Genomic DNA, 24019 nt, shown 5'->3' on the forward strand with positions numbered 1-24019 from the left:
GTAACAGGGTAAATACTAGATTTGTTAATGCTGATTTCAGTGACGTACTAATGATTAGTCACTAATCTTGCTCATTAACTTATTTTGCATTGGGTATGAAATACTAAAGCATTTACATCCAACCTAACTATTTTTATTTTTTCTAGAATAGTTGAGAATTATTTGCAAGATGTATATATTAATAGATACATTAAAAGTAGGTAGTGTGGAAATCTTAAAACAGAATTGGTTCGCTAAAGCCATTACTATTAATCAAGTGTTTCCGTATCTAGCCTGAATGCATTCATCACAAGAGTAGTGCAGAAGTATACCTTTATGTATAGCAACCGGAGATGTAACTAGATATGTAGATAATTTAAACAAAACTTTAAAAAAGTACCTTGTTGTCGGTAAAATTTTTACTAGTAATATTAGCTACATAAATATTTTAAGCAAGCTAGTTACTTGATGCTTATAATGCGATCGCACAAGGTTGAATATATCTAATTTTGGCAAGAAAACCAAGTTCAAAAAACCGAATTTTAGAGCATAATTATTTCTCAAATGCCATACGAAAAGAGATACAAAATTAACTTTACAAGTACTGAAAAATCTCTCTTAGGGCTGTTTACCTCTATTATAGAGAGTTCATTAACCGGAAAGACATTAGCTATAAATGATGTTATAAAGTGGCTACTTGGTTTTAACCAAGAAATGTATATTGTTCTTTTATATCTCCTTGATTCAAGGAAATTGTTACCCAGAACACAATTACTATCTTTTCATTCCCTTTGTCCAAAAAATTAATTCATGAGTACAGTTAAATGGATACTTTTTTTTGTTCTGACTATTCGCGGCAAACAGGAGAAGATATTATTGGTAGCGCGACCAATCAACAAACTTATATTTTAATTGAGTGTCCTCCACCTTGGATATCAGAAGCTTTTAATTCTAAATGGGTACCAAATAATTTGAGGATTTTGGTAGATGAAGTGAAGCGTGCCAAACTACCAATCAGATTTCTCTTAATTGCTAATGATTTATCACATAAAGTAGACCATACCACTCTTTTGATTTATCAAAAACAAGAGGGGCTAAGTAATGGATATCGCAAGCAAGAGTTTAAACTAGCAAATATTGAACAAGTAGCTACAGTTGTCCAAAAATGGTTATGGGGTATGAGTTGTGACTCGGAAGTACACACTAATGCAACCAGAGATATTTTAGTTTGTACCCACGGTAATCATGATAAGTGCTGTGCCAGATATGGAAATCCTTTTTACTTCCAAGCTACAGCTACTATTTCTGATTTGTGCTTGGACAATGTACGAATTTGGAAATCAACCCATTTTGGTGGACATCGGTTTGCACCAACGATCATTGACTTGCCAGAAGGAAGATACTACGGTGTTATTGAGCGAGATTCATTCAGATCAATTTTGACGCGTACTGGCGATATTCAGTGCTTGAATAGAGTCTATCGAGGCTGGGGAATTTTGCCTACTGCACTTCAGATTTTAGAAAGAGAACTAATCTTTAGCCACGGATGGGATTGGTTTAACTACAAGGTGACAGGCAAAATCTTAGAGCAAAGCTTAGACAATAATACCATGCAAGCTGAGCTAAGTTTTGAAAAACCTTCTGGTTCTCTCTACACCTGTCAGGCAAAACTTGTAAAAGATGGAACCAAAACCCAACGACTGAAGAGTTCTTGCAATGCAACACAAGAATCAGTAGTGATTAAATATGCTGTAGCAAGTCTCTGGCTGACCTCTAAGAAAGCGGAAACTTGTAACGTATAGAAATCTGGGTTATACCAGATAATCAAAAAGGTATGCATCTACTATTAATCTTAGTAGGCTCAAATCTTCTTTTCATCTCCTAAAGTGCGGTAAAATTGGCCTAGCTGGTGTAACTTCTGCCATCAATACTTTTGCCCCTGAATCTCTGCGGCAGAAATTTGAAAGTAAGGTAGAATCGCTCTTTAACTACTTTTATTATTTTTTCAATTGTTCTAAATAAACAGCAACCTGTATCATAATGCTGTTACATCTTTGTTAAGAATAGTTACAACTTCTTAACACAAGGAAATATTTCTTATGGCAGTCTCACTTGAGAATAATGCACCACATCAGGTTGTTATCGTTGGTGGTGGTTTTGGTGGACTGTATGCAGCAAAGGCTCTGAATACAGCGAATGTAAATGTTACTCTCATTGATAAACGTAACTTTCACCTATTTCAGCCGCTTTTATATCAAGTTGCGACAGGTACGCTATCACCTTCTGATATTTCCGCACCATTGCGATCTGTATTTAGCAAAAGCAAGAATACAAAGGTGTTGTTGGGAGAAGTAAATAATATTGATCCAAAAGCGCAACAGGTTATTCTGGGTGATGAAGTAGTACCTTATGATACATTAATTGTCGCCACAGGTGCGAACCATTCCTATTTTGGTAAAGATAACTGGAAAGAAGTTGCTCCTGGCTTGAAAACTGTTGAAGATGCCATAGAAATGCGTCGTCGGATATTTGGCGCATTTGAAGCAGCAGAAAAAGAAACAGATCCCGAAAAACGCCGTGCTTGGTTGAGTTTTGTGATTGTGGGGGGTGGCCCGACTGGTGTAGAATTAGCAGGTGCGATCGCGGAATTGGCATACAAAACTCTCAAAGAAGATTTCCGCAACATCAACACTTCAGAAACGAAAATTTTACTACTACAAGGTGGCGATCGCATCCTCCCACATATTGCGCCAGAGTTATCGAAATCAGCAGCAGTATCTTTGCAAAAGTTGGGTGTGGAACTCCACACTCACACCAGGGTGACAAATATTGAAGATGATATTGTTACCTTCAAGCAAGGTGATGAATTGATAGAAATTGCCTCAAAAACCATATTGTGGGCAGCAGGTGTCCAAGGTTCGGGCATGGGGAAAGTCCTAGCAGAAAGTACAGGTGCAGAGTGCGATACTTCAGGACGTGTAATTGTAGAACCTGACTTGTCTATCAAGGGTTATAACAACATTTTCGTAATTGGAGATTTAGCCAACTTCTCCCATCAAGATGGTAAACTGTTACCTGGTGTTGCACCCGTAGCTAAACAACAAGGAGAGTATGTAGGTAAACTAATTCAACGACGGCTTCAAGGTCATACTTTGCCACCATTTCATTACAATCACGTGGGTAGTTTGGCGATGATTGGGCAAAATTTAGCTGTTGTAGATTTAGGCTTCATCAAACTCACAGGTTTCCTTGCTTGGGCATTTTGGCTACTAGTTCACATCTACTTCTTAATCGAGTTTGACACTAAATTACTAGTAGTATTTCAGTGGGCGTGGAATTATATCACTCGTAATCGTCGTTCCAGATTGATTACAGGTCGAGAAGCTTTTGTCGAAGCAAAAACTGTTAACAATAGCGTGCAACAGCCTTCTGGGACACCTCTATAACTTGTTTGACCGCAGCAGGGTATACCAACTGCGGTCAAACAAAACAATGTCACCCACAGCGGGGAGATGGGCTACATAGCGTTGGAAGTACCATTGGGTCTTTTCGCGATCGCTGTCTAGATTAAACCATATTTAGTACTTTTCGTAGTAGCACTTGGTCTTCTAACTTGGCTTTTAAACGACCATTTTCCACATCTCGAATCCAGCTTTGACTCTTACCTGTGAGCTTTGCCAATTCTCTTTGAGAGAGATTCAAATTTTTTCGCGCTTGCAAAATCTGCTCACCCAGCAAATCGCCTGTAGCTTTGGGCTTCCTTCTGGTTCTAGCAGTTCGCCGCTGCTTTTTCTCCGATTCTGAAATTTGCTGCTCCCATTCTGCTGGTAGTTCAAAAGCCAAAATCCGCGCATTCATCAGCAAATTCCACTTCCCACGGGGGCCTGTGTCTGTAAGGCGGGTTTCGCCACCGCCGTCATTAGTCCAAAATTCTAACGCTTCATCTGGATCTTCAGGAAGATCAATTAACTTCGCCCACAAAGGTTGAATTTCTATTGGGTAGGTAACTGGATCGAAAATTGGCTTCATTCCATAGTGATTGAGAACTTCCAAATCACTTTCAAAAGTTCGCAGTAGGCGCTTGCGTTCTTCTCGTTGTCGAGAGGCTAAGGTGACTTTTTCCTCACCGTACGCAACACGTAGTAGGGTAGGAACAGTGATGCGTTGTTCTTTACCCATTTTGGTTTTAAACAGCAACCACAGCATTAGTCTGACTGCTCCTTCATGTTGCTGCCAAATGCTCATGACTGTAGTTAACAGGGTTTTGGGTAGACTGCCGTATTGATAGAATGCGGTTCGCTCTTTACATGCTTGTTTGTTTAAGAAATACTGTGCCCATATACCCGCTTTTACTTTAAAAGTTAGTCCGACAAGATATTTACATCCCTGATTGTCTTCTTGGAAGTGATGCTGAATATCGACTAAGTGCCACAAGCGACTTTGTTTAACTGAGAATCCGCTAACTCGTCCTTGTTGCGGCCAGTCAATGGAGATGATTAGTGAGCAAGCTTGCTGCACAATGTTTTTCATTAAAGCCAACTTGGCATTTTTGCTCAAGTCTTTGCGTTTCTCCATCCCCAAATATTTCTCAATTTGCCGCTCGTCAATAGTAAATTCTTGCTCCCAAGGCTGATCTAAGGCTGTGGCATAAGCTGCAAAAATCAGATGGATGCAAGTGGCTCTAATGTCTAACGCTTCGATCGCTCCTAAGTCTGTGGCCCGATCGCTAACTTGAAATGGATCTTGGATGTGAAAGGCGATCGCTCCTCGTCCTTGGTTAACTTGTCTGCCATAAGACAGATAACCCTCTTCATCGCTTTCCCAATGCAACGATGTCCGCTGCGCCAATACGTTACAAGCTTCCCAAATTGCGATCGCTGAAGCAAATGGATTGTTCTTGCCGTTAGAAAACAAGTCTGAACTAGTAGCATCTCTCGGCTCAACTTTGCATCTCCCTTTCTTCGCCTGCAAGGGGATGGGAGACTTAGTTGGACAAGCCATTACACATTGCGGTTCTGGGTAATAACCCTCGCAATTGTTACACAGAAAAGGATCGATCCAATATTCATCGTTCTCTAGTTTGATTGCACCCGTAGGACATTGGGGACGGCAATTGTCACATCCAACGCAACTGTTGTTAGGAATTGTATAAGGCATTTGGCTCTTTTCCCACTCTAATCGTTGAGATGTCAGGCTCAGTTCTCCCCTGGATATGTCCCAATACTTTTCAGATAAGTCTAATTACCTACCTCGGAGTCTAGAAAAAGGATAAAAGGTAAAAGGCAAATTCAAGCCCTTTTCCTTCCACCTTTCTCCCTTAGTTGAAAGGTATTGGAATATGTCCTGTTTATTCGTTACTTGCTACCAAATTATTTTTTAGGTAAGAATAATCTTTTCTCACCCCACTAACTTCTCACATCCATATTCTGGCTTCGCATCCAATTGGTAGCTATTTAAGTCTTTTAAGCCGAGCCTAATATTACTTCTTATTAACTATACATTTCATAAATAAATTAATAAGTTTGTTCATAATGAGCTTAGAAATCATTCTTAACATTTCCTTAAATAAATATTTCACGAACAATCTCTTTTTGACTATAAAACCTTAGCCAAAGTATTTTTGGAAACCATTTAAACTTATTACGACTAGTATTCATCTGATTTATTAATAATTTTAATATTTAATAGGGATTAATATTCTGCTATCAAGGTTACAGTTTTTATCCTATATAACTCAGCTTTGTCTGGTGAATTAATGTGCAAAGTCAATATTTACTTTATCAGCATTTATGTAGATATTTCAATGAAAGCTATCTGGAAGATAATTGCTTTTTTAATACACATTGCATAGATAAAAATGTAATTAACGAACATCTAGTTTTGTATATCTAAATACTATTTGTGTTGCATATTTTTGTCTGAAAATAGGAAGATTTGAAAATTAATATCATTACCTCATATCTAAAGTTGCATTCGTTGTAAATAGTGTTAACTCCTTTAGAGTTTATAGCAAGCAGAGGTTATTGAACTCTGACCATAAAACAGCTAATCAAATGCCCTGATAGACGCAATACAAGTATTCTACTGCTTGACACTGCATAATAGTTATTGGCAATAAATTTCATCTACATAATTAAATTTAAAAAACCACACAAAATTGTGTTTGAAAATATCAAAATTTGATGAGAAAAAAGTAATTATCTAACATCGAAAACAGAAAATATTAGGATACGATGAGATAAAAGTACAAACAAATTAATAGGCAAAACTGCCGAGGATTATTTCATGGCGCAACTAACAGGTTTGACATTTGGCGGTAAGACTTGGACACCCAAATTTGCTCAAGAAATTGACAAAGACAAATGTATCGGCTGTGGCAGATGTATTAAAGTATGCGGATATAATGTGCTGGGTTTAAAAGCACTTAACGAAGAAGGAGAATTTGTAGAGGACGAAGATGATGAAGAAATTGAAAGAAAAGTAATGGCGGTGGCTTATCCAGAAAACTGTATTGGTTGTGAAGCTTGTGCGCGGATTTGTCCAAAGAATTGCTACACCCATGTTGCATTAAATAATTAAGGTTGTTGGAGTTAGTCGAAATTGTTGTTTGTTCAAGGAGGCACTTTTAACAGAAAGCGCGATTGCGCTAAGCAAGGTAACTAGAGGGGAATGCTAATTATTTACCAGAACAAGCCCAAAAGTTCACAGTAAACAAATCCGTAAATCGCAAATTGTTACTTATTAACAAATTTAAACTTGCTGCTAATATAGCCTAATCAATATTAGGACTAAAAGTGTCTTCTAAGAACAACAAGCTTTTCTGTAAAAAGAAGGCTCCTTTTTTATAGGAGTTGAAAGATAATTTGTAATTTACTGGGGGGAAAGATATGAAAAAATCTGGAAGTTTCCCCCCTTTTTTTTTAGTGCGCGTTAGAAAGTTAATAAGTGAAAACAAAATGGTTACTGGGGAAAGAGGGAAAAGGTTAAAGGGCAGAGGGTAAAGGGATGATTTTTACCTTTCCCCTTTACCCCTTTTCCTTTCCCCAATACCCGATACTTAATACCCAGTACCCAGTAGCCTAAAGACGTTTTACAGAGCAGGTAGCAGTATGCAACAAATTCCTGTTTCATTATGGACTCTGATTGCTGGGATAGTAGTTACAGCAATTAGTATTTGGATTGGTCAAAATCACACTCTATTACCAGTACAAGCATCGCTACAAGCGCCTTTGGTAGACGGATTTTTCAATATCATGTTTACCATTGCGATCGCTCTGTTTTTGGTGGTAGAAGGAACCATTGTGGTTTTTTTGATTAAGTTTCGTCGCCGCCAAGGAGACGATACCGATGGTGCGCCAATTGAAGGCAATTTGCCCTTAGAAGTTTTTTGGACAGCAATTCCAACATTGATTGTGCTGGCCTTGGGCATTTACAGTGTAGATGTTTTTAACCGAATGGGAGGCTTTGAGCCTGCGGGTCATCCTCATTCCTCAGCTCATATTGCTCATACGCCAGGTAGCGCTCTTGCGGCTACCTTAAATGACACCTCTGAAGCAACAACTGCTCCAACAATTGGCATCGGTGCATCTCCCACAACCCAAGGTAAACAAGCCGACTTAGTTGTTGATGTTAAAGGGATACAGTACGCTTGGATATTTAACTATCCCGATAGTGGGATTACCTCTGGGGAATTGCACGTTCCTGTCGGTGCTGATGTCCAACTCAATCTTTCAGCACAGGATGTGATTCACTCATTTTGGGTGCCAAACTTCCGGCTGAAGCAAGATGCGCTTCCTGGTATCCCTACTGAACTGCGATTTGTCGCTACCAAACCAGGTACATACCCTGTGGTGTGTGCTGAACTATGCGGTGGTTATCACGGCTCAATGCGGACACAGGTAGTTGTCCACACGCCGGAAGCTTATGATAGCTGGCGGACAGAAAACCAGATTGCTCAAAAGCAAGACTTACATCAAGTTGTTGCAGTGAGCGAGTCCCCGTCTTGGCGGTTTCCGGCGATGGGGAACTCGCGAACCCAAAGGGTTAATCCTGCCGACTTATCTACATCAGAGTTTCTCGCTCCTCATATCCACGATATGGGGATTAGTGCAGCAACTCTAGAGTCAATGGTCATTGGTCAAGAGTCATGAGTCAATGGTCAAGAGTCAAGAGTCAAATTTAATTACTTTGGACATTTGACCCTGGACTTTGCGTAGCGGTGAAAAAATATGACAAAAGTAGAATTTCCACGGAATACGCCACCAGAAGGTAAAAAGCCGGAAATGGTGATTGCTCACGCCTCCCATCCCAAAGCGTGGAAATGGCAGGATTATTTTACATTTAATGTTGACCACAAGGTTATTGGTATTCAATACCTGGTGACAGCGTTTGTGTTTTATTTAATCGGTGGATTGATGGCGATCGCTATTCGCGCCGAGTTAGCAACACCAGATGCAGACTTGCTCGACCCCAATATGTATAACGCTTTCATGACAAATCACGGGACGATTATGATCTTCCTGTGGATTGTTCCGAGTGCAATTGGGGGATTTGGTAACTATCTTGTGCCGTTGATGGTTGGCGCTAGGGATATGGCTTTCCCGAAGCTGAACGCGATCGCTTTTTGGTTAAACCCACCAGCAGGGGCGCTAATTTTAGGTAGTTTCATCTTCGGCGGTTCACAATCTGGTTGGACAGCTTACCCACCTTTAAGCTTGGTGACAGCGCCCATTGCTCAAACAATGTGGATACTTGCGATCGTTTTGGTGGGAACTTCCTCAATTTTGGGTTCACTGAACTTTGTGATCACCATTTTGATGATGAAGGTTCCTAGCATGAAATGGGATCAAGTACCCTTATTCTGCTGGGCAATCTTGGCAACCTCTATCTTGGCATTACTCTCCACACCTGTATTAGCAGCGGGTTTAATTCTGCTGTTATTTGACCTCAACTTTGGGACATCCTTCTTTAAACCAGATGCCGGCGGTAACGTTGTTATCTATCAGCACTTATTCTGGTTCTATTCTCACCCGGCAGTATATTTAATGATTCTGCCCATCTTCGGCATTATGTCCGAGGTGATTCCAGTTCATGCCCGTAAGCCGATTTTTGGTTATAAAGCGATCGCTTATTCTAGTGTGGCAATCTGCGTTGTCGGTTTGTTCGTCTGGGTACACCACATGTTTACCAGCGGTACACCCGGTTGGATGCGGATGTTCTTCACTATCTCTACCCTAATTGTTGCCGTTCCCACTGGCGTCAAGATTTTCGGCTGGGTTGCTACTCTCTGGGGTGGTAAAATCCGCTTCACCAGCGCCATGCTTTTCGCCATTGGCTTGTTGTCCATGTTTGTCATGGGCGGCTTAAGTGGTGTGACGATGGGAACAGCTCCCTTTGATATTCACGTCCACGACACCTATTATGTAGTAGGACATTTTCACTACGTCCTGTTTGGCGGTTCCGTGTTTGGCATTTACGCCGGCATTTATCACTGGTTCCCCAAAATTACCGGACGGATGATGAATGAAGCTTGGGGCCGCGTTCACTTTGTCCTTACTTTTATCGGCACTAATCTGACTTTTTTACCCATGCACGAGTTGGGTTTGCAAGGAATGCCCCGACGAGTCGCAATGTATGACCCCCAATTTATCGACCTCAATCAAATTTGTACTTTTGGTTCATTTGTTTTGGGGATATCGGTAATACCTTTTGCTATCAACATTCTCTACAGTTGGAGCAAAGGCAAACCTGCCGGCGATAATCCTTGGCAAGCTTTAACCTTAGAATGGACAACTAGCTCACCACCCGCCATTGAAAACTGGGAAGTGTTACCTGTTGTCACTCACGGCCCTTATGACTACGGCCATGGTTACAGCAATGAAGTACAGCCGTCTGTAAGGCCGGAAGTTAGTGCTTAGTTAGTAGAGTGAGTACTGTTATTCCTGTTAAGGTGAATGCAACTTTTATTCATTTGAAGCTTGGAACATAAAAGGCCGAGTTCGGAACACGAAAGGCCGAGTTCGGAACACGAAAGGCCGAGTTCGGAACACGAAAGGCCGAGCTTGGAACACGAAAGGCCGAGTTCGGAACACGAAAGGCCGAGCTTGGAACACGAAAGGCCGAGCTTGGAACACGAAAGGCCGAGCTTGGAACACGAAAGGCCGAGCTTGGAACACGAAAGGCCGAGCTTGGAACACGAAACTCGGAATTTTTTTAATTCCCGAACAAGTCAAGTCTTCAAAGAGAGAGGTACAACCCAAATACGGTTCAGTTAAGATCCCCCCGCCTCCGGCGACCCCCTTAAAAAGGGGGTAAAAGAGGGATATTAGCCCCTTTTTTAAGGGGGGTTGGGGGGGATCTCCGAACACCAAATATCACTAACTGAACCATATTGGGTACAACCCAACCTTTACAGGACTAATAATGCTCACTCTACATGGAATAAAGGATTTTGGGTGAGGAATGAAATTTTGCCGCTTCATACTTGATCCTTGATTCAAGCTTTCAGTACAGACACAGCGGATAATACTGTCAATAAATCTATGACTATAGCTACAACGCCGAAGGAACATGACAGTGCAGGACACGAAGAACATCCAGATTTAAGAGTCTGGGGACTGTTGACGTTCCTCGCTTCTGAATCCCTGATGTTTGGGGGATTTTTTGCCACTTATTTATTCTTCCGAGGCATGACAGATGCTTGGCCTCCCGAAGGAACTGAAGTAGAGTTATTTTTGCCGACGATTAACACTATTATTCTGGTGTCGAGTAGTTTCGTCATTCACTTCGGTGATGTGGCGATTAAAAAGAATGACGTCAAGGGAATGCAGTTTTGGTATGCAATTACTGCAATCATGGGCGCAATTTTCTTGCTTGGTCAGGCTTATGAGTATTCGACTTTAGGATATGGTCTGACTACCAACGTATTCGCCAACTGCTTTTATATCATGACTGGGTTCCACGGCTTGCACGTATTTGTGGGACTGTTATTGATTTTAGGTGTGTTATGGCGATCGCGTCGTCCCGGTACTTATTCTGCAACCAATCATACTTTCATCGAAATGGCAGAAATTTACTGGCACTTCGTAGACATTATCTGGATTGTTCTCTTTACTTTGGTATACATTCTGACGCTGTTTTAAATTGGGCATTGGGCATGGGGAAAAGGGAAGAATTACTCTTTTGCCCCTCTGCCCCCCTGCCCCTCTGCTCTCCTGCTCCCTTAGTTCCCAGTCCCCAAATAATTATGCAAGTTGATGCAAATCGCTTCTCATGGTTTCAAGTTCCTGATGATATTAAAGAGTTGCTTATATTAGCTGCACAAACTTGGGAAAATACATCAGAATCCGAAAAATATATTCAACAAGCTTTAGCCAAAACTGGTGATAATGCAGATATTTTGGTAGCAGCGTATAGGTTTTTCTACTATAAAAATAATTATATACTTGCACTACAAACAACAATCAAATTAATAGATAAAATTAAAGAAGCAGAAAAATTTCCTGATGACTGGTCAAGACTTAAGCCGATATTAATCAAGCGGCGAGAAGAACCCCAAATCAGATTGTACTTGAATGCTTATGCTGCTTCTGGATTGGTCTTAGCAAAACTAGGAGAAATAGACCAAGCCAAAGAAATAAGTACCAGGGTCAAGGAGATTGATGCCAAAAATGATTTTGGAGCCGGCATACTTCTGGATATTTTGACACGTCCGCCAGAAGAAGACGATTAATTTAATCAGGAATCAACCATCAACAGCCATGAATAACTCATCTTTCTATCTTCCTCTGTCCACATTTAGTCATTCTAGTACTCCTCTTTTACCTGTTTTACCAGCCGGTAGCGTGCCTCCTTACACAACAAATATTCCTTCTTTCTCTCCTCCACCTCCATTTGTTTTGCCTCAATCTTCTCAACTGATGTTTTAAAGGTTATGAAAGGTAGGGATTGGCTGCTAACAGGAGACGGTCAGTATCAAGCCTGTAAATCGGTGAGAGCATGGGATTTATTGAGAGAGAATTATCGCCTTTATCGGTTTTTGACTGAGGTGGAAGATGTTCTTAATAATGCAGATGACGAATCAAGTTGTCTGCCAGAAATCCGCATGTTAGTAAGGCGCTTAATTGTGAATTCATACTGGGTGCGAAGTCAATATTTAGAGCCTTCTCCTAATACGGGAACCTCTGTTGTACTCCTATACGATGAATTAGGTTTTCCGTTAACTGTGCAAACAGTAACATTTGCACCGGGAACGATGTCAACCATTCATAATCATGGGACGTGGGGAATAGTAGCGGTGTTAAAAGGTCAGGAAAAAAACACTTTTTGGCAACGCACTCACAGCCCAGGATATGAAGACAAAATCGAACGGACGGGAGAGATAACCTTATTTCCTGGAGATATTATTAGCCTCACTCCAGATGCAATTCACAGTGTGCAAGCAGTGGGTGATGAACCAACTGTTACCTTTAATATTTATGGGGAAACTGATCCGAAAGAAAGATTCGAGTTTGATCCGGTCAAACATAGTGCTAGAAATTTCTAGCTAATATCTGGGCAAGTTGAAGGTTTAATTTGAAACGCAGAGGGTTAGCGAAATATGTGAATTTGACTTTACAGCAGTTTTCATGTTTTAGACCACACTCTTAAGTTCTTCTCTGCGACTCTGTCTTGAAAAGTTTCCTAGGTTGGGAAACCCGCCTACAGAACTTTTCGCTGCGGCTCTGCGTGATACCTAAAATAGCTGTAAGTTTATTTATTTCAACATCCTAATAACTAGGAGACAGTTAAATGGCAAGAGTAATTTTCTATGGAAAACCAGGTTGTAAAGGTGGCGTCAAGCAAAAGGTTTTGCTAACCGCTGCGGGACATGAGGTGATACCATACAACCTGCTAACAGAACCTTGGACAGTTGAACGTTTGCGCTCATTTTTTGGCGATCGCCCCGTAGTCGAATGGTTTAATCGTTCTGCTCCACGGATAAAATCTGGTGAGGTGGTTCCCGAAAAACTTGATGCACAAACAGCTTTAGCGCTGATGCTGCAAGATCCGATATTAATTCGCCGTCCTTTAATAGAAGTAGGCGATGCCTCCAGTGAGCAAAGCCTACGCCGCGATGTAGGTTTTGATGTCGAGAAGATTGATACTTGGATTGGTTTAAAGCCTGTGGATGAATCCTTACGAGAAATTAGCGAAAATCTCAGACAGCAGGATTTACAAAACTGCGCTCACGGACATGGTCACGATCACGACCACCATCATCAAGGTAAGTGTAAACATTAGACGATGAGGGAATGAAGAAGAATGTTACTCCCTCATCCAATACCTTTCAGTTAAGGGAGAAAGGAAGAAGGGGAAAGGTTGAAATTTACCTCTTACCCTTTCCCCTTTTCCCAGGCCATAAGAGAGATAAGAAGTGTTTATAAGGGAAAGTATTGACTCCCTTATCTCCCCCTGCTCCCCCACTCTCCTCAACGGACGCCAGCAGGCTCTAGAGTCAAGTCTTGAAACATGGGTGTGCTGAGATAACGTTCGCCAAAGGAAGGCTGAATGAGCACGATTAAATGACCGGCATTTTCTGGACGTTTACCGACTTGAATGGCGGCACACAAAGCCGCACCAGAGGATATACCAGATAATAATCCTTCTTCTTTTGCTAGCCGTCGCCCATAAGCGATCGCCTGTTCATCGCTGACTCTAATTACTTCGTCAACCAGTTCTAGGCGAAGAACATCTGGAACAAATCCAGCACCAATACCTTGGATTTTATGTGGCCCGGCTTCACCACCAGAGAGAACTGGACTGTTGCTGGGTTCAACTGCGATCGCCTGAAAACTCTGCTTACGCCCTTTAAGTATCTCTGCAATCCCAGTAATCGTTCCACCAGTACCTACCCCAGCAATGACGATATCCACTTCTCCATCTGTATCAGCCCAAATTTCTTCTGCGGTGGTTTCCCGGTGAATTTGAGGATTAGCTGGGTTGCGGAACTGTTGCAGCATGTAAGCATTGGGAGTGTTCGCTACAATTTCTTCGGCTTTGCGAATTGCTCCCCGCATCCCCTCAGTACCAGGTGTCAACTCTAAAGCTGCACCATAGGCTCTGAGCATAGCCCGTCGTTCTTGGCTCATCGTTTCTGGCATAGTCAAAATCAAACGGTAGCCACGCGCTGCTGCTACCATCGCTAAAGCAATCCCGGTATTACCAGAGGTTGGCTCTACTAAAATGGTTTTTCCCGGCTCAATAAAACCCTCTGCTTCTGCTGAGAGTACCATACTCAATCCAATACGGTCTTTCACCGAAGCAGCTGGGTTCATGCCTTCTAATTTGACAACTATTCTCGCTACTACTCCCTCAGCTTGAGGAATTTTATTTAGCTGAACTAAAGGAGTTCTTCCAATAAGTTCTGTTACGTCTTTAGCAATTCTCATTAATTCACCCCTATAATTCTCAATTTAGTGTAGAGTATTTACTTATACAATAATATTTTGTTTGTTTAATTTGCAGTTTATTACAAGTTAGTGCATCAACTATAGATTTTAACTAAACTACAAAATCTAGAAGTTTAAGAGGAACTTTTGTGAGATGTTCCCATTCATTTTGTTCTAGTCTATGGTTGACTCGCCGTACTTATATTTTACCATTGCATTGCTTAACATAGCCTTTCGCGCTCAGATTAGTTTGCTGAGCCTACTGGTTACTCACCAAGGATTAGAGACAGCCTGCGTTATGTGCAAAACTTTTGGCACTATATTCTAAGAGTTTTTATTTGTGATAGAAACTTGAATTAATTTGGCAAATTTAATTGTTTTTTATTGTTATTGCATATATATTTAGCGAGAGATACAGATATATTTTTTGAGTACAGTTTTTAACGAAAAAATAATTAGAAAAAAACAATCCTACACTAGTTCCTGTAATGCTTTGAGTTGAGTACTCCAAACACCAGAACCCCGCTTCCTAAATACTAGAACCCCAACCCAAAAATACTAGCACCCATACCCCAACGATTTTTTAAAAGACTTATCAGGTAAGGATCGTAGACTTTGAGTACTGTTTTAATGAATTTAATAATCTTAATTCGACTCAGCTAAGCTGTTGTGTAGAGAGGGGACTGATATAAAACGTATAGGATTTACGCAGAGATTCCCCTCTACCCCCCGAAATTCCTAGGCGAAAGCTTAGTGAACAAGGGGGGACTTCTTAATCCCTCTTTTAACAGTAGGAGAAACTACATTCTAGTATCTGATGACCTCATAGTTCTACTTTTGTGAGAAAGTAGGTAATTTATTCGTGGATAGTAGTCAGTACTAATCAGAAAAATAACTGACAACTAACAATTTTAAGAATTACCGTTTACACATATCTTTAGTATCAGAACTGTTTGAGAAGTACATACAGATAGCTACTTAGATAAATTGTAAAAGTTATTTTCTTACTGGGTGCATACTACCTAGCAAGGGAGAGCCTAAATGAAAGCCAAACTTTTAAATATTCTTACAGTTTGCGTAGTTACTTTAGTAGTGCTTTCTCCAGAGCTAGTAGTATTTGGTGTAGTTTGGGAACGACATATAAACTTAGTAGAATCCCAGAATTTAACCTGCAAAGTTAATAAGAGTAGTACCTGGACTCCTCAGCCAAATAGTACATATTTCTCTCAATCTCAAGCTAGTACAAAACCCTCTGACCGCAATGTAGTTAATCAAATGCTGACTGTTGCTGAGCAATATAAACTTGCCACTATCCTGCAATGGTTTTTCGTTTTGACTCCTATTTGTCTTGGGTTAGGGATTATTTTTTATGACAGGTATCTTTTTTACCGCGCTGCTGTCTTAAAAGAACAAGTCGAAATGTTGGAAAGGCTTTGGCAGCAAAGTATTGAGCAGTAATTAATTACCGAAGTTTTGAGCACCGGTTTTTGGCACTTAGACTTATTCCAAAATCAACAAATTTACCATGACAGAACAACGCCAACATTTGTATTTTAATCTGATTGATGAGCTACTCAAATGTCCTAATGGTCAAGAACCAGAAGTTTTGGAATCTAAGCCAGAATTGATTGATTCTGGTTTAGTTGAGACAATGTTACAAGTGGCAACTATGTTTGCTCACGAAGGTAATCAAGATGGCGCTCAGTTTTTATTCTTTGTAGCGCGTGAACTAGCTAAGCAACTGGGATTGTACCCTGAAGTTTCTGAAGTTTCCACTGAAGTTTCTAATAAGGAGTAAAAATGCTATTGACTTCAACTGATGCAGGACAAATAGCGTTAGAGCTTCTCATGGCAGATTGGAACATCTCAGAAGAAAATAGAGAATGGTTCACAATCTTTAACTCTCGTCTGATTGGTGAAAGTTGGTATATCGTAGAATTGGGTGTAGAAGGATTTCCAGATAGATGGTTTATTCAAGTCTATGACAATGGAGTGTGTGACCCCAACTACACATTTATTTCACCAATCCGTGGTTCCGAAGGTTTTCTGGACTTTGTAAATGTACCAGATATCGTAGCAGAGGTTTTAGTTTCAGAACGCAATGCTCGATAATAACAATTAAAAGTTCAAAATTTAGAATCACCGTTCTTTGTAGCTTGTAGGGAGGGCATTACAATGCCCTCCCTATTGTTGTTTGTTATTATGAAAATATCTGCATAAGCACACATCGGGTAATCTTCAAGAAGGTATAGTTTATTAATTATTAATTGCTTGTAGGGTTGGTATTAAAATGCCTTACTTTCAGTAATACTTAATGTTTTATTTAAGATTAATAGGTTGATTTGTCATATTTAAATGACAAAATTATGTTATATTAAATAGCGTGATGGACGCTACAGAAATATCAGTTCCAATGATTGCTGAAGACATCTTAGCCAAAGAATTCACAAGAGTCGTCAACCATTACTACCCAAAAGTTGGAGAATTACTAGACGGGTGTTATGTGAAAGTCATCACCTGTTTCTGGGGACGACCTGCTAGACGGTTGCAATACATAGGAATTTATTGTTCTGACGAAATGATTTCCTGTGTGCAAGCTCAAAAAGAAATACTCAGAGAAGTGGCAGACAACATGGGTCTAATGCAGGTAGTCTGCATGAATGCCAAACGATTGTTGCGTGATCCCATGTCGAAGCTCAAGCATAACAACCCACGTTTATGGTTAGAGTTGCAGTGGGTTGCAACGTAGAATAGCGCTTGCAAATAATGAAAACCGGACTTTTCTGCAATTACGAAAATCAACACCAGGATGCTCGTCGTGCCATATTTGAGCAAGCCACGCTGGTAAAACATGTGGAAAGCTTGGGTTTTGAAGAAGCCTGGGTAACAGAGCATCATTTTAATGAATTGAATCTCAGCCCGTCAATTTTGGTGTTGATAGCGCATCTGGCTGGTTTGACCTCAACTATCAAATTAGGCACAGCAGCAGTATTGCTGGCGTTTCATAACCCGATTACGGTGGCAGAGGACATTGCTACACTGGATAACCTATGCAATGGACGATTGTTGTTTGGAATTGCTAAAGGTGGGCCGTTTCCTCAACACAACAAGCATTTTGCCACACCGACAAGTGAATCTCGCGCTAAGACACTAGAAGCGATCGCATTGATTCAGAAGCTTTTATATGAAACTGATGTATCATTTAACGGACAATATTATCAATGCGATCGCCTGACAATTTACCCGAAACCTTTACAGCGACAAATTCCAGTGTATGTTGCTAGTGGTGATGATGAAGGTATAGGGTTTGCCGCTAAACATTCCTTCAGCTTGATGGGAGGGCCACCGTTTTCCCTGGAAAGATTGAAGAATACTGTTGCCAAATATCGTGCTTTAAATTCCAGTGGCGCTGAAAATTTGATGCTGGCCCGCTTCTTTTATGTTGGTAAAACTTATGATGAAGCAGTGAGTGAAGCTTTGCCTTTCATTCGTAAATTCAGCCAGAAAATGACAGCCAACTCGGCTCAATTAATGCAGAATAGTGCGAATTCCAACCAAAAGCCATTTGATCGCACAAATATCTGTTTTGATGAAGACTATTTGATTGAGAACTCAATCATCGGTGATGTAGCAACTTGTCGCGACAAAATCAAGAAATTTCAGCATGAATTAGATTTAGGTACGCTAGCACTCAAACCCTCATCTTTTGATCTACAAAAAAACCTTGAGAGTTTGACTCGCTACAACCAAGAGGTGCGGAATTATGTCTAAAATGTCCTTACTTCCTCCAGATGATTTGCCACCAATTGAGGTGACAAAACAGGATGGAATGATGCGTATGGAATTAGAACAATCTACTGGGAGATGCTTTTATTTAGCCTGCGATCGCATTACCCAAGTACTATTGTCTAGTTGTCAATGGTATCTCACAACAAATGCCACCACTTTGACACTGATAATTGATTGCCCTGACATCGTATCTTACTGGCATATAGTCAGCAATATTCCCCAATTAGGGAATCGGCTAGAGCGGTTTAGTAGGAATGCTAAAATCCGGGTTTATCCGCCATTTGGCAAAGGTATGCCCTTTGAAATCAGTGTGAATGAAATCTCGGCTTATCGAGATTGGCTTTAAATTCATGCAGTTTAGTTAATAGTAGCCGTTACCTTTTAAGGTGACGGCTACAAACTTGTAAAATTACATTTATACTAATTATTTTATAATCAAATAAATCAACGCCATCGAGACAAAGGTTATGTTCTCACCCGATCTCAAACAAGCGTTACCGACCACTGACGAACTGCCTTGCTCAGACGATACACCCGTGGATAATGAAGACCAAAATTTTTTGCCCAATGTTCTACTGTTTTTGCTGAACTCTATTTGGGCAAATCGAATGGATTGGTACTTCGGTGTAGACATGGCAGTTTATCACACTACAGGTGTTAATCCCAGAGTACCTGTAGTGCCAGATGGCTTTTTAAGTGTAGGAGTGGAACGGAAAAAAGGCGGGAAATCTCGCAAAAGTTACGCAGTTTGGGAAGAGAATGAAGTAGTTCCAATACTCACATTAGAAATGGTATCTCATTCACCAGGGGGTGAATATGATGAGAAAATGGATATCTATGCCAAACTTGGTGTGTTGTATTATGTGATTTACAATCCAGAATTTTGGCGATGCGACCAACATCAACCGTTTGAAGTGTATAAATTGGTGGATGGTCATTACCAATTACAGATAGGTGAACATTACTGGATGCCAGAAGTGGGTTTGGGTATTGGACGATACCAAGGTACTGTAGCTGGTATTCAACAGGAGTTGTTGTCTTGGTATGATCAGCAAGGCGATCGCTATTTAAGAGCAGAAGAACAGGCAGAACAGGAACGAATCCGAGCAGAACAGTTAGCCGAGTATTTGCGATCGCTCGGCATAGATCCCGATAATTTACCTAGTGCAAATTAATATTTCGCTTGCGTGACCTTGGTGGGGTAAAGGGTAAAGGGAAAAAGCCCAATGATGTCTTGTAAGTGTCAATCTCTCAATTCTTACAAAACTTGCGTTATTAAAAGTCTTAGCTTTTATCTTTGCTAGCACATACATTGAAATAGACATTTTTGTAAGTAGCAATTTGAATTATCTATATCTGTCTTACGTAGTGAGTCCTATCCCTACCCTAAGTAGGGTTGTACATCTCCATTTATTCGTTAACTTGTGTAAAGGTACTGAGAGCGAATTCTTTCAGGAACTCAGAAATTGAGAATAACTTAACTTGTTTGGAGTTTTTTATGACCTACACAATTGACGAAAGCACAAGACCAGCTTTAGAAACTTTTAAACGTTTTGATGTAGATACTCAACTAGGCATACTTTGGTTTGGTTACTTAGATCTTAAAGAGCAGCTATCACCAGCACCACCTGACAGCGTAGAAAGTCCTGCTAAAGCAGTGTTTGACCTAATCCAGGATTTGTCTCCAGAGGAGCAACTGCAAGCACAACGCGACTTGATTAATGGTGCAGCTAACAATATTAGTCAAGCTTACAATGCTCTAAGTCCCAATGCTAGGTTAGATGTTTGGCTGCTACTAGCACAAGGAATGGATAACGGAAGCATTATTCAAGTGCCATCTGACTATCAACTACCTGCTGAAACAGACGAGTTTACAGCAGAGATCAAAAAGCTAGAGTTTGAGCAGCGGGTTAATTTCATGCTGAGTTTGGTACAAATAACGGGTTAGTTCAGTTCTAGAACTCTCGATAGCTTTCTAGATTTAGCGATCGCAAAAAGTAGCAAATTTAGCTAAGCTTGATCCTTTTGCTCTACTTCAATACTCTTTAACTTAGGTATTAACCCAGAGACTATCATCTCTGGGTTGTCTTTTTACTTGCATCGGACGAAAACCTATTCAATCGCACCTTATTTGCAATGTGGAACTACTACTCTTAATTGCGTAGAACCCGTTCTAGTTATAGCTCTTGGCTATCAAATTAGAATTTAAAATAGAAGTATGTTCCCAAATAAACTTTATTTTAAATGAAAATACAGTCATCAGTGCTAGTTCACCTGGGATTCGGAAAATATGTACGCTCAGATCAGGTAACGGCAGTAATACCCATTGAAGAAGAACGCGGGCCTGGACGACGAACTTTCGTTAATATACAGGGTCAAAGCGACCCTATCGTCGCCTCGCGGGCTGAAGATACTATCGTGCGTGACTTAGTGCAGGAACCACGTGAAGTTACCCAAGCACGTCAACAGCAAGAAATTCTCCAAGATTTACTGGTAGACTTAAGCAATGTTAACTCGACTGTGCGTCGTATTAGTCGTGATGAAGGTGGTCTAGATCTCGAACGGTTAGAGCGGCGTATTCGTCAAGTTTTAGAGAATTAGTCAACTAGATCCTCTTAGTGAGCGCTATTTATTTTCCAATCTTGTTCAAGGAGTTGCTTAATGGTAATCCCATGAGCATCTCTATCTTTTACCATTTCCTTCTTGCGGAAAACAATAATACAGAACTTACGCACTCAGATCCCCCAACCCCCTTAGAAAGGGGGCTTTAGACGTTCCCCCCTTTTTAAGGGGGGTTAGGGGGGATCAGGGTTTCAGGCTTCAGTGCGTAAGTCCTATAGTAATACCAATTACTCAAAATAATACTACAGATGGAAACCTCAACTCAGATAAAATATGACTTTCATAATTATGAAGGTTGTTGAGCGAAGCCGAAACATTATGAATTATGAATTGGTATAAACTACTTATTGGAGGCGCTGCAAAAACCTCCCTGACTTGTCATAGAAGTCAAGGGAAGTAGCTAGCTGCAAAAATTAATGATTAGTAATTTTCTAAGTAATAAAAAGCAAATTTTTGACCGCTGGGCATCGAGCTATGATACGCTCTTTCCTTCAGTTATTTATCAAGCCATTCACAAACGGCTACTCTCAAAAGTTGATTTACAAAATCGGCCAAATGTGCTTGACTTAGGCTGTGGTACTGGACGCTTACTAGAACGTCTAGCAACTGAATTTCCTGACTTGCGCGGTACTGGATTGGATTTATCTCCTCAGATGTTAAGAGTAGCAAGACAGAAAAACCGCCACCATCCCCGTTTAATTTATGTTGAGGGTAAAGCTGAGTCTCTTCCCTTTGCCGACGGTCAATTTGATGCTGTTTTTAACACCATAAGTTTCTTACACTATTCGGAACCAAAACAGGTTTTAAGTGAGGTGGCGCGGGTACTTGCTCCGGGTGGAAAGTTCTACTTGGTTGATATCACCTCCAAAAGCCAGGCAGCATCAGAGTTAGTGGCAGCCTCTCCTGCTAAAATTAGATTCTACAGCCCAGAGAGTCGTGAAGCCCTAGGCTTTGATGCCGGACTACTTTGTTTAAGTCACCACTATTTATTAGGCCCTGTTTTGCTGACGATTTTTGCTAAACCATAATTAAATAAAGTGCATTAATTAAAACTAATGCACTGGCAAAAAAACAAAAAATTGACCAATAACGAAAGGTCAATATTTTTGATATTGGGAAGTATTACGACATTTAACTACACCAAAATTGCCATTCCAGAGGGAGGCAAATCAATCCGCACAGTTGCTCGTGCATCGTTATGATGTTGCACAGCTACAGTTTGGTCGCGTGGTGGATGGCGTAACTGTGAATCACTCCAGTCACTTTTGTATAAAAAAGTCATGGTTGAGTTGTGCGGATGTATGAAAGTATCGACTGTCACCTCTGCACCTCGGCCTTCTAAGCCGTGGGTGTTTAACACCATCAGTACCTCTGTGTCAAATAAAATTTGTGACCAAGCAACTACTTCTCCTTGTCCAGGAATTGAGAACGGATAGTTACAAAAGGATGTTTCGCGTAGGTAGTGATGTCCTCGGCGCAATGCTTTGCCTATTTTATCTTGTCGGTTGCGAATATGGGCGATCGCAGCTATCCGCAAATAAGTAGGATGGTCAATGTTAAAGAAATGACAGCCTGCTGTTTGAAATGCACCAAAAGCACCACCAAACATTGCTTCCCGGATGTATCTATCTTCAGCTAATCGCCCACCTTCTGCGCTGTAGTCGTGATAACCTGCGTTGCCGTCAAAAGCCTGTTCTGTCCCGTAATATATAGAAGGAATTCCCGGCATAGTTAATTGCACGCCAACAACGTGAGCAACCTGTTCATAAAGGTTAGGGACGTTGCTATATGCGGCAAACCGCTGCTTCCATCCACGGGATAACATATCATGGTCATCCAAAACGGAGACATGGTATAACCCAATTTGACGGTATTTTCCGGCAATTTTATCTTCGCTGTACAAATCAAAAAACTGTTTTGGCTGCGCTAAACCCTTCGCCATTGCAGTCAAATCATTTGGGGCGCTAATAATGTCTAGTACTGCGCTCAGGTTGCGACCAATAATATCTATGTATGCACCAGCCATCGTATCAGAAGCTATTTCTCCGGTTAACAGAAAATTATCCTTACCGATGGATTGAGCATATTCACGAATCGCAGTACAGAATTTGCGAGAATCTTCGGGAGAAACGTGCTTGACTGCATCTATCCGAAACCCATCGCAGTCAGATAGAGCAATCCAATACTGATATACTCTCGCTATAGCCGCAATCACTTGATTGTTTTCTAAGTTTAAGTCTTTGAGATCGTAAAAGTCGCCACGGCGAAATTCTGCATTGGGACTCAGTGGGTCTTCCCAATATGACACATCCCACCTGCCAATCTCACCAGCACGGGTATACCAATCGAGATTTTGAAATTCTTGGGGCCAAACGCCATCGTCGGGGGTGGCGATTTCCGGGATACTTTCCCCATTGTGAGAACGCCAGCCATGAACGGGATAGGGAGGAGAGAAGCGGTAAGGCATTGTACTAGAACTACCACTTTCATCCTGATAAAACCAGTTGTTACCGCTATGGTTGTAGATTATATCTAGGATGACGTACATACTGCGATCGTGGGCAGCATCAATTAAATCTCTTAAATCCTGGCGAGTTCCAAAACGGGGGTCAATATCCAAAAAATTTTGAATACCGTAACCGTGGTAAGTTTCTAAGTCTGGGCGTTGTCGCCAAGGTGGATTCAGCCAAAGCGTTGTTACTCCCAGTCGTTGCAAGTAATCTAACTTACTCTTAACTCCCTTAAGAGTACCACCAACGAACTTATTACCAGCTGCCATCCAGCTAGCTTTGTCTTTGACTTGAAATCTTAATGGGTTAGTGCGGTCAAAAAGTTCTCTTTGATTTTCATCACCATCACTGAATCTATCCGGTAGCAACTGATACAAAATTTGGTCGCGCCAACTGACAGGACTCAGATGAACCCTCCCACGTGGCTTTAGGTCTGCTTCGGAAAGTTTTTGGGGTGCAAATTCTTCAACTTTAGCCATGAGGATTTACGCATTGATATGAAAATTAGAACATTCACCTCCCATGTTTGGAAAATTACTTTTATTTGTCATGAATCCACAGAGGGATTTGATTATAAAACTAGTCTTTTTTCAAGAGTAGCGATCGCGCTTGACACTGAATTGGAAACGCGATCGCTTAAAATAACTTCAGACTGCTGCTTTAAGCAATAGTTTCCTATAAAAAATGGAA

Annotated in this window: 25 protein-coding genes; 21 read left to right on the forward strand and 4 right to left on the reverse strand. The window is 40.9% G+C overall.

Annotated elements, in window-relative coordinates:
* The first annotated feature begins 803 nt into the window (after positions 1–803).
* Together HCR01_RS06080 and HCR01_RS06085 are read left to right on the forward strand one after the other, a co-directional pair.
* Positions 804–1781: a sucrase ferredoxin gene (locus tag HCR01_RS06080; protein WP_193195356.1), complete on the forward strand. Its 978-nt coding sequence runs from the start codon at positions 804–806 to the stop codon at positions 1779–1781.
* Positions 1782–2078: 297 nt separating this feature from the next.
* Complete coding sequence (locus HCR01_RS06085) at positions 2079–3425, forward strand: NAD(P)/FAD-dependent oxidoreductase (protein ID WP_193195357.1); 1347 nt, start codon at positions 2079–2081, stop codon at positions 3423–3425.
* Here the strand turns inward: HCR01_RS06085 and HCR01_RS06090 are convergent.
* Complete coding sequence (locus HCR01_RS06090; protein ID WP_320073089.1) at positions 3420–3557, reverse strand: hypothetical protein; 138 nt, start codon at positions 3555–3557, stop codon at positions 3420–3422. The two genes, HCR01_RS06085 and HCR01_RS06090, sit on opposite strands and share 6 nt — an antisense overlap.
* Positions 3547–5136 carry a helix-turn-helix domain-containing protein gene (locus tag HCR01_RS06095; RefSeq protein ID WP_193195358.1) on the reverse strand — a complete coding sequence of 530 codons (1590 nt, stop codon included), beginning with the start codon at positions 5134–5136 and terminating at the stop codon, positions 3547–3549. Before HCR01_RS06095 ends, HCR01_RS06090 begins: the two co-directional genes overlap by 11 nt.
* A 1128-nt stretch (positions 5137–6264) precedes the next feature.
* On the opposite strand from HCR01_RS06095, the gene fdxB reads away from it, so the two are divergent.
* The 8 genes from fdxB to HCR01_RS06135 all read left to right on the forward strand — a co-directional run bounded on the left by fdxB (position 6265) and on the right by HCR01_RS06135 (position 13260).
* The gene (gene fdxB / locus HCR01_RS06100; protein ID WP_193195359.1) at positions 6265–6558 is read left to right on the forward strand and encodes a ferredoxin III, nif-specific; all 294 of its coding nucleotides are present in this window, start codon (positions 6265–6267) and stop codon (positions 6556–6558) included.
* 530 nt (positions 6559–7088) lie between these two features.
* On the forward strand, positions 7089–8129 hold the full coding sequence (locus HCR01_RS06105; RefSeq protein ID WP_193195360.1) for a cytochrome c oxidase subunit II: 1041 nt from the start codon (positions 7089–7091) through the stop codon (positions 8127–8129).
* Between the two features lie 78 nt (positions 8130–8207).
* Positions 8208–9896 (forward strand): cytochrome c oxidase subunit I, encoded by a 1689-nt coding sequence (gene ctaD / locus HCR01_RS06110; protein WP_193195361.1) that lies wholly within the window; start codon positions 8208–8210, stop codon positions 9894–9896.
* A gap of 624 nt (positions 9897–10520) precedes the next feature.
* On the forward strand, positions 10521–11120 hold the full coding sequence (locus HCR01_RS06115; protein ID WP_193195362.1) for a heme-copper oxidase subunit III: 600 nt from the start codon (positions 10521–10523) through the stop codon (positions 11118–11120).
* 104 nt (positions 11121–11224) lie between these two features.
* Complete coding sequence (locus tag HCR01_RS06120; protein WP_193195363.1) at positions 11225–11710, forward strand: hypothetical protein; 486 nt, start codon at positions 11225–11227, stop codon at positions 11708–11710.
* Between the two features lie 28 nt (positions 11711–11738).
* Positions 11739–11906 carry a hypothetical protein gene (locus HCR01_RS06125; RefSeq protein ID WP_193195364.1) on the forward strand — a complete coding sequence of 56 codons (168 nt, stop codon included), beginning with the start codon at positions 11739–11741 and terminating at the stop codon, positions 11904–11906.
* Between the two features lie 5 nt (positions 11907–11911).
* Positions 11912–12523, forward strand: a complete 612-nt coding sequence (locus HCR01_RS06130) for a cupin (RefSeq protein ID WP_193195365.1) — start codon at positions 11912–11914, stop codon at positions 12521–12523.
* A 245-nt stretch (positions 12524–12768) separates the two neighbouring features.
* A complete protein-coding gene (locus HCR01_RS06135) occupies positions 12769–13260 on the forward strand; it encodes an ArsC/Spx/MgsR family protein (RefSeq protein ID WP_193195366.1) in 492 nt (163 codons plus the stop codon).
* A 188-nt stretch (positions 13261–13448) separates the two neighbouring features.
* On the opposite strand, the gene cysK is transcribed toward HCR01_RS06135, so the two are convergent.
* A complete protein-coding gene (cysK, locus tag HCR01_RS06140; RefSeq protein ID WP_193195367.1) occupies positions 13449–14408 on the reverse strand; it encodes a cysteine synthase A in 960 nt (319 codons plus the stop codon).
* Between the two features lie 1041 nt (positions 14409–15449).
* Here cysK and HCR01_RS06145 point away from each other — a divergent pair.
* The 10 genes from HCR01_RS06145 (at position 15450) to HCR01_RS06190 (ending at position 21847) form a co-directional block, all read left to right on the forward strand.
* Entirely contained in the window at positions 15450–15866 is a 417-nt protein-coding gene (locus HCR01_RS06145) for a hypothetical protein (protein ID WP_193195368.1), read from the forward strand.
* Positions 15867–15933: 67 nt separating this feature from the next.
* Positions 15934–16206 carry a hypothetical protein gene (locus HCR01_RS06150; protein WP_193195369.1) on the forward strand — a complete coding sequence of 91 codons (273 nt, stop codon included), beginning with the start codon at positions 15934–15936 and terminating at the stop codon, positions 16204–16206.
* Between the two features lie 2 nt (positions 16207–16208).
* The gene (locus HCR01_RS06155; RefSeq protein WP_162397547.1) at positions 16209–16520 is read left to right on the forward strand and encodes a hypothetical protein; all 312 of its coding nucleotides are present in this window, start codon (positions 16209–16211) and stop codon (positions 16518–16520) included.
* 274 nt (positions 16521–16794) lie between these two features.
* Positions 16795–17157 carry a hypothetical protein gene (locus HCR01_RS06160; RefSeq protein ID WP_193195370.1) on the forward strand — a complete coding sequence of 121 codons (363 nt, stop codon included), beginning with the start codon at positions 16795–16797 and terminating at the stop codon, positions 17155–17157.
* A gap of 17 nt (positions 17158–17174) precedes the next feature.
* Positions 17175–18179 carry an LLM class flavin-dependent oxidoreductase gene (locus tag HCR01_RS06165; RefSeq protein WP_193195371.1) on the forward strand — a complete coding sequence of 335 codons (1005 nt, stop codon included), beginning with the start codon at positions 17175–17177 and terminating at the stop codon, positions 18177–18179.
* The gene (locus HCR01_RS06170; protein WP_193195372.1) at positions 18172–18543 is read left to right on the forward strand and encodes a hypothetical protein; all 372 of its coding nucleotides are present in this window, start codon (positions 18172–18174) and stop codon (positions 18541–18543) included. The genes HCR01_RS06165 and HCR01_RS06170 overlap by 8 nt, the downstream gene beginning before the upstream one ends.
* Before the next feature lie 121 nt (positions 18544–18664).
* Positions 18665–19372: a Uma2 family endonuclease gene (locus HCR01_RS06175; RefSeq protein ID WP_193195373.1), complete on the forward strand. Its 708-nt coding sequence runs from the start codon at positions 18665–18667 to the stop codon at positions 19370–19372.
* Between the two features lie 323 nt (positions 19373–19695).
* On the forward strand, positions 19696–20145 hold the full coding sequence (locus HCR01_RS06180; RefSeq protein ID WP_193195374.1) for an orange carotenoid protein N-terminal domain-containing protein: 450 nt from the start codon (positions 19696–19698) through the stop codon (positions 20143–20145).
* A 296-nt stretch (positions 20146–20441) separates the two neighbouring features.
* Positions 20442–20798, forward strand: a complete 357-nt coding sequence (locus HCR01_RS06185) for a hypothetical protein (protein WP_162397552.1) — start codon at positions 20442–20444, stop codon at positions 20796–20798.
* A 437-nt stretch (positions 20799–21235) separates the two neighbouring features.
* Entirely contained in the window at positions 21236–21847 is a 612-nt protein-coding gene (locus HCR01_RS06190; RefSeq protein WP_193195375.1) for a class I SAM-dependent methyltransferase, read from the forward strand.
* Positions 21848–21954: 107 nt separating this feature from the next.
* Here HCR01_RS06190 and HCR01_RS06195 read toward each other — a convergent pair whose 3' ends face one another.
* Positions 21955–23808 carry an alpha-amylase family glycosyl hydrolase gene (locus tag HCR01_RS06195; protein ID WP_193195376.1) on the reverse strand — a complete coding sequence of 618 codons (1854 nt, stop codon included), beginning with the start codon at positions 23806–23808 and terminating at the stop codon, positions 21955–21957.
* 18 nt (positions 23809–23826) lie between these two features.
* Between HCR01_RS06195 and HCR01_RS06200 the strand changes: the two genes are divergently transcribed.
* Entirely contained in the window at positions 23827–24000 is a 174-nt protein-coding gene (locus HCR01_RS06200; protein ID WP_193195377.1) for a hypothetical protein, read from the forward strand.
* The last annotated feature ends 19 nt before the right edge of the window (positions 24001–24019 follow it).

The sequence above is a fragment of the Nostoc sp. MG11 genome (genome assembly GCF_014904695.1).
Lineage (GTDB): Bacteria > Cyanobacteriota > Cyanobacteriia > Cyanobacteriales > Nostocaceae > Komarekiella.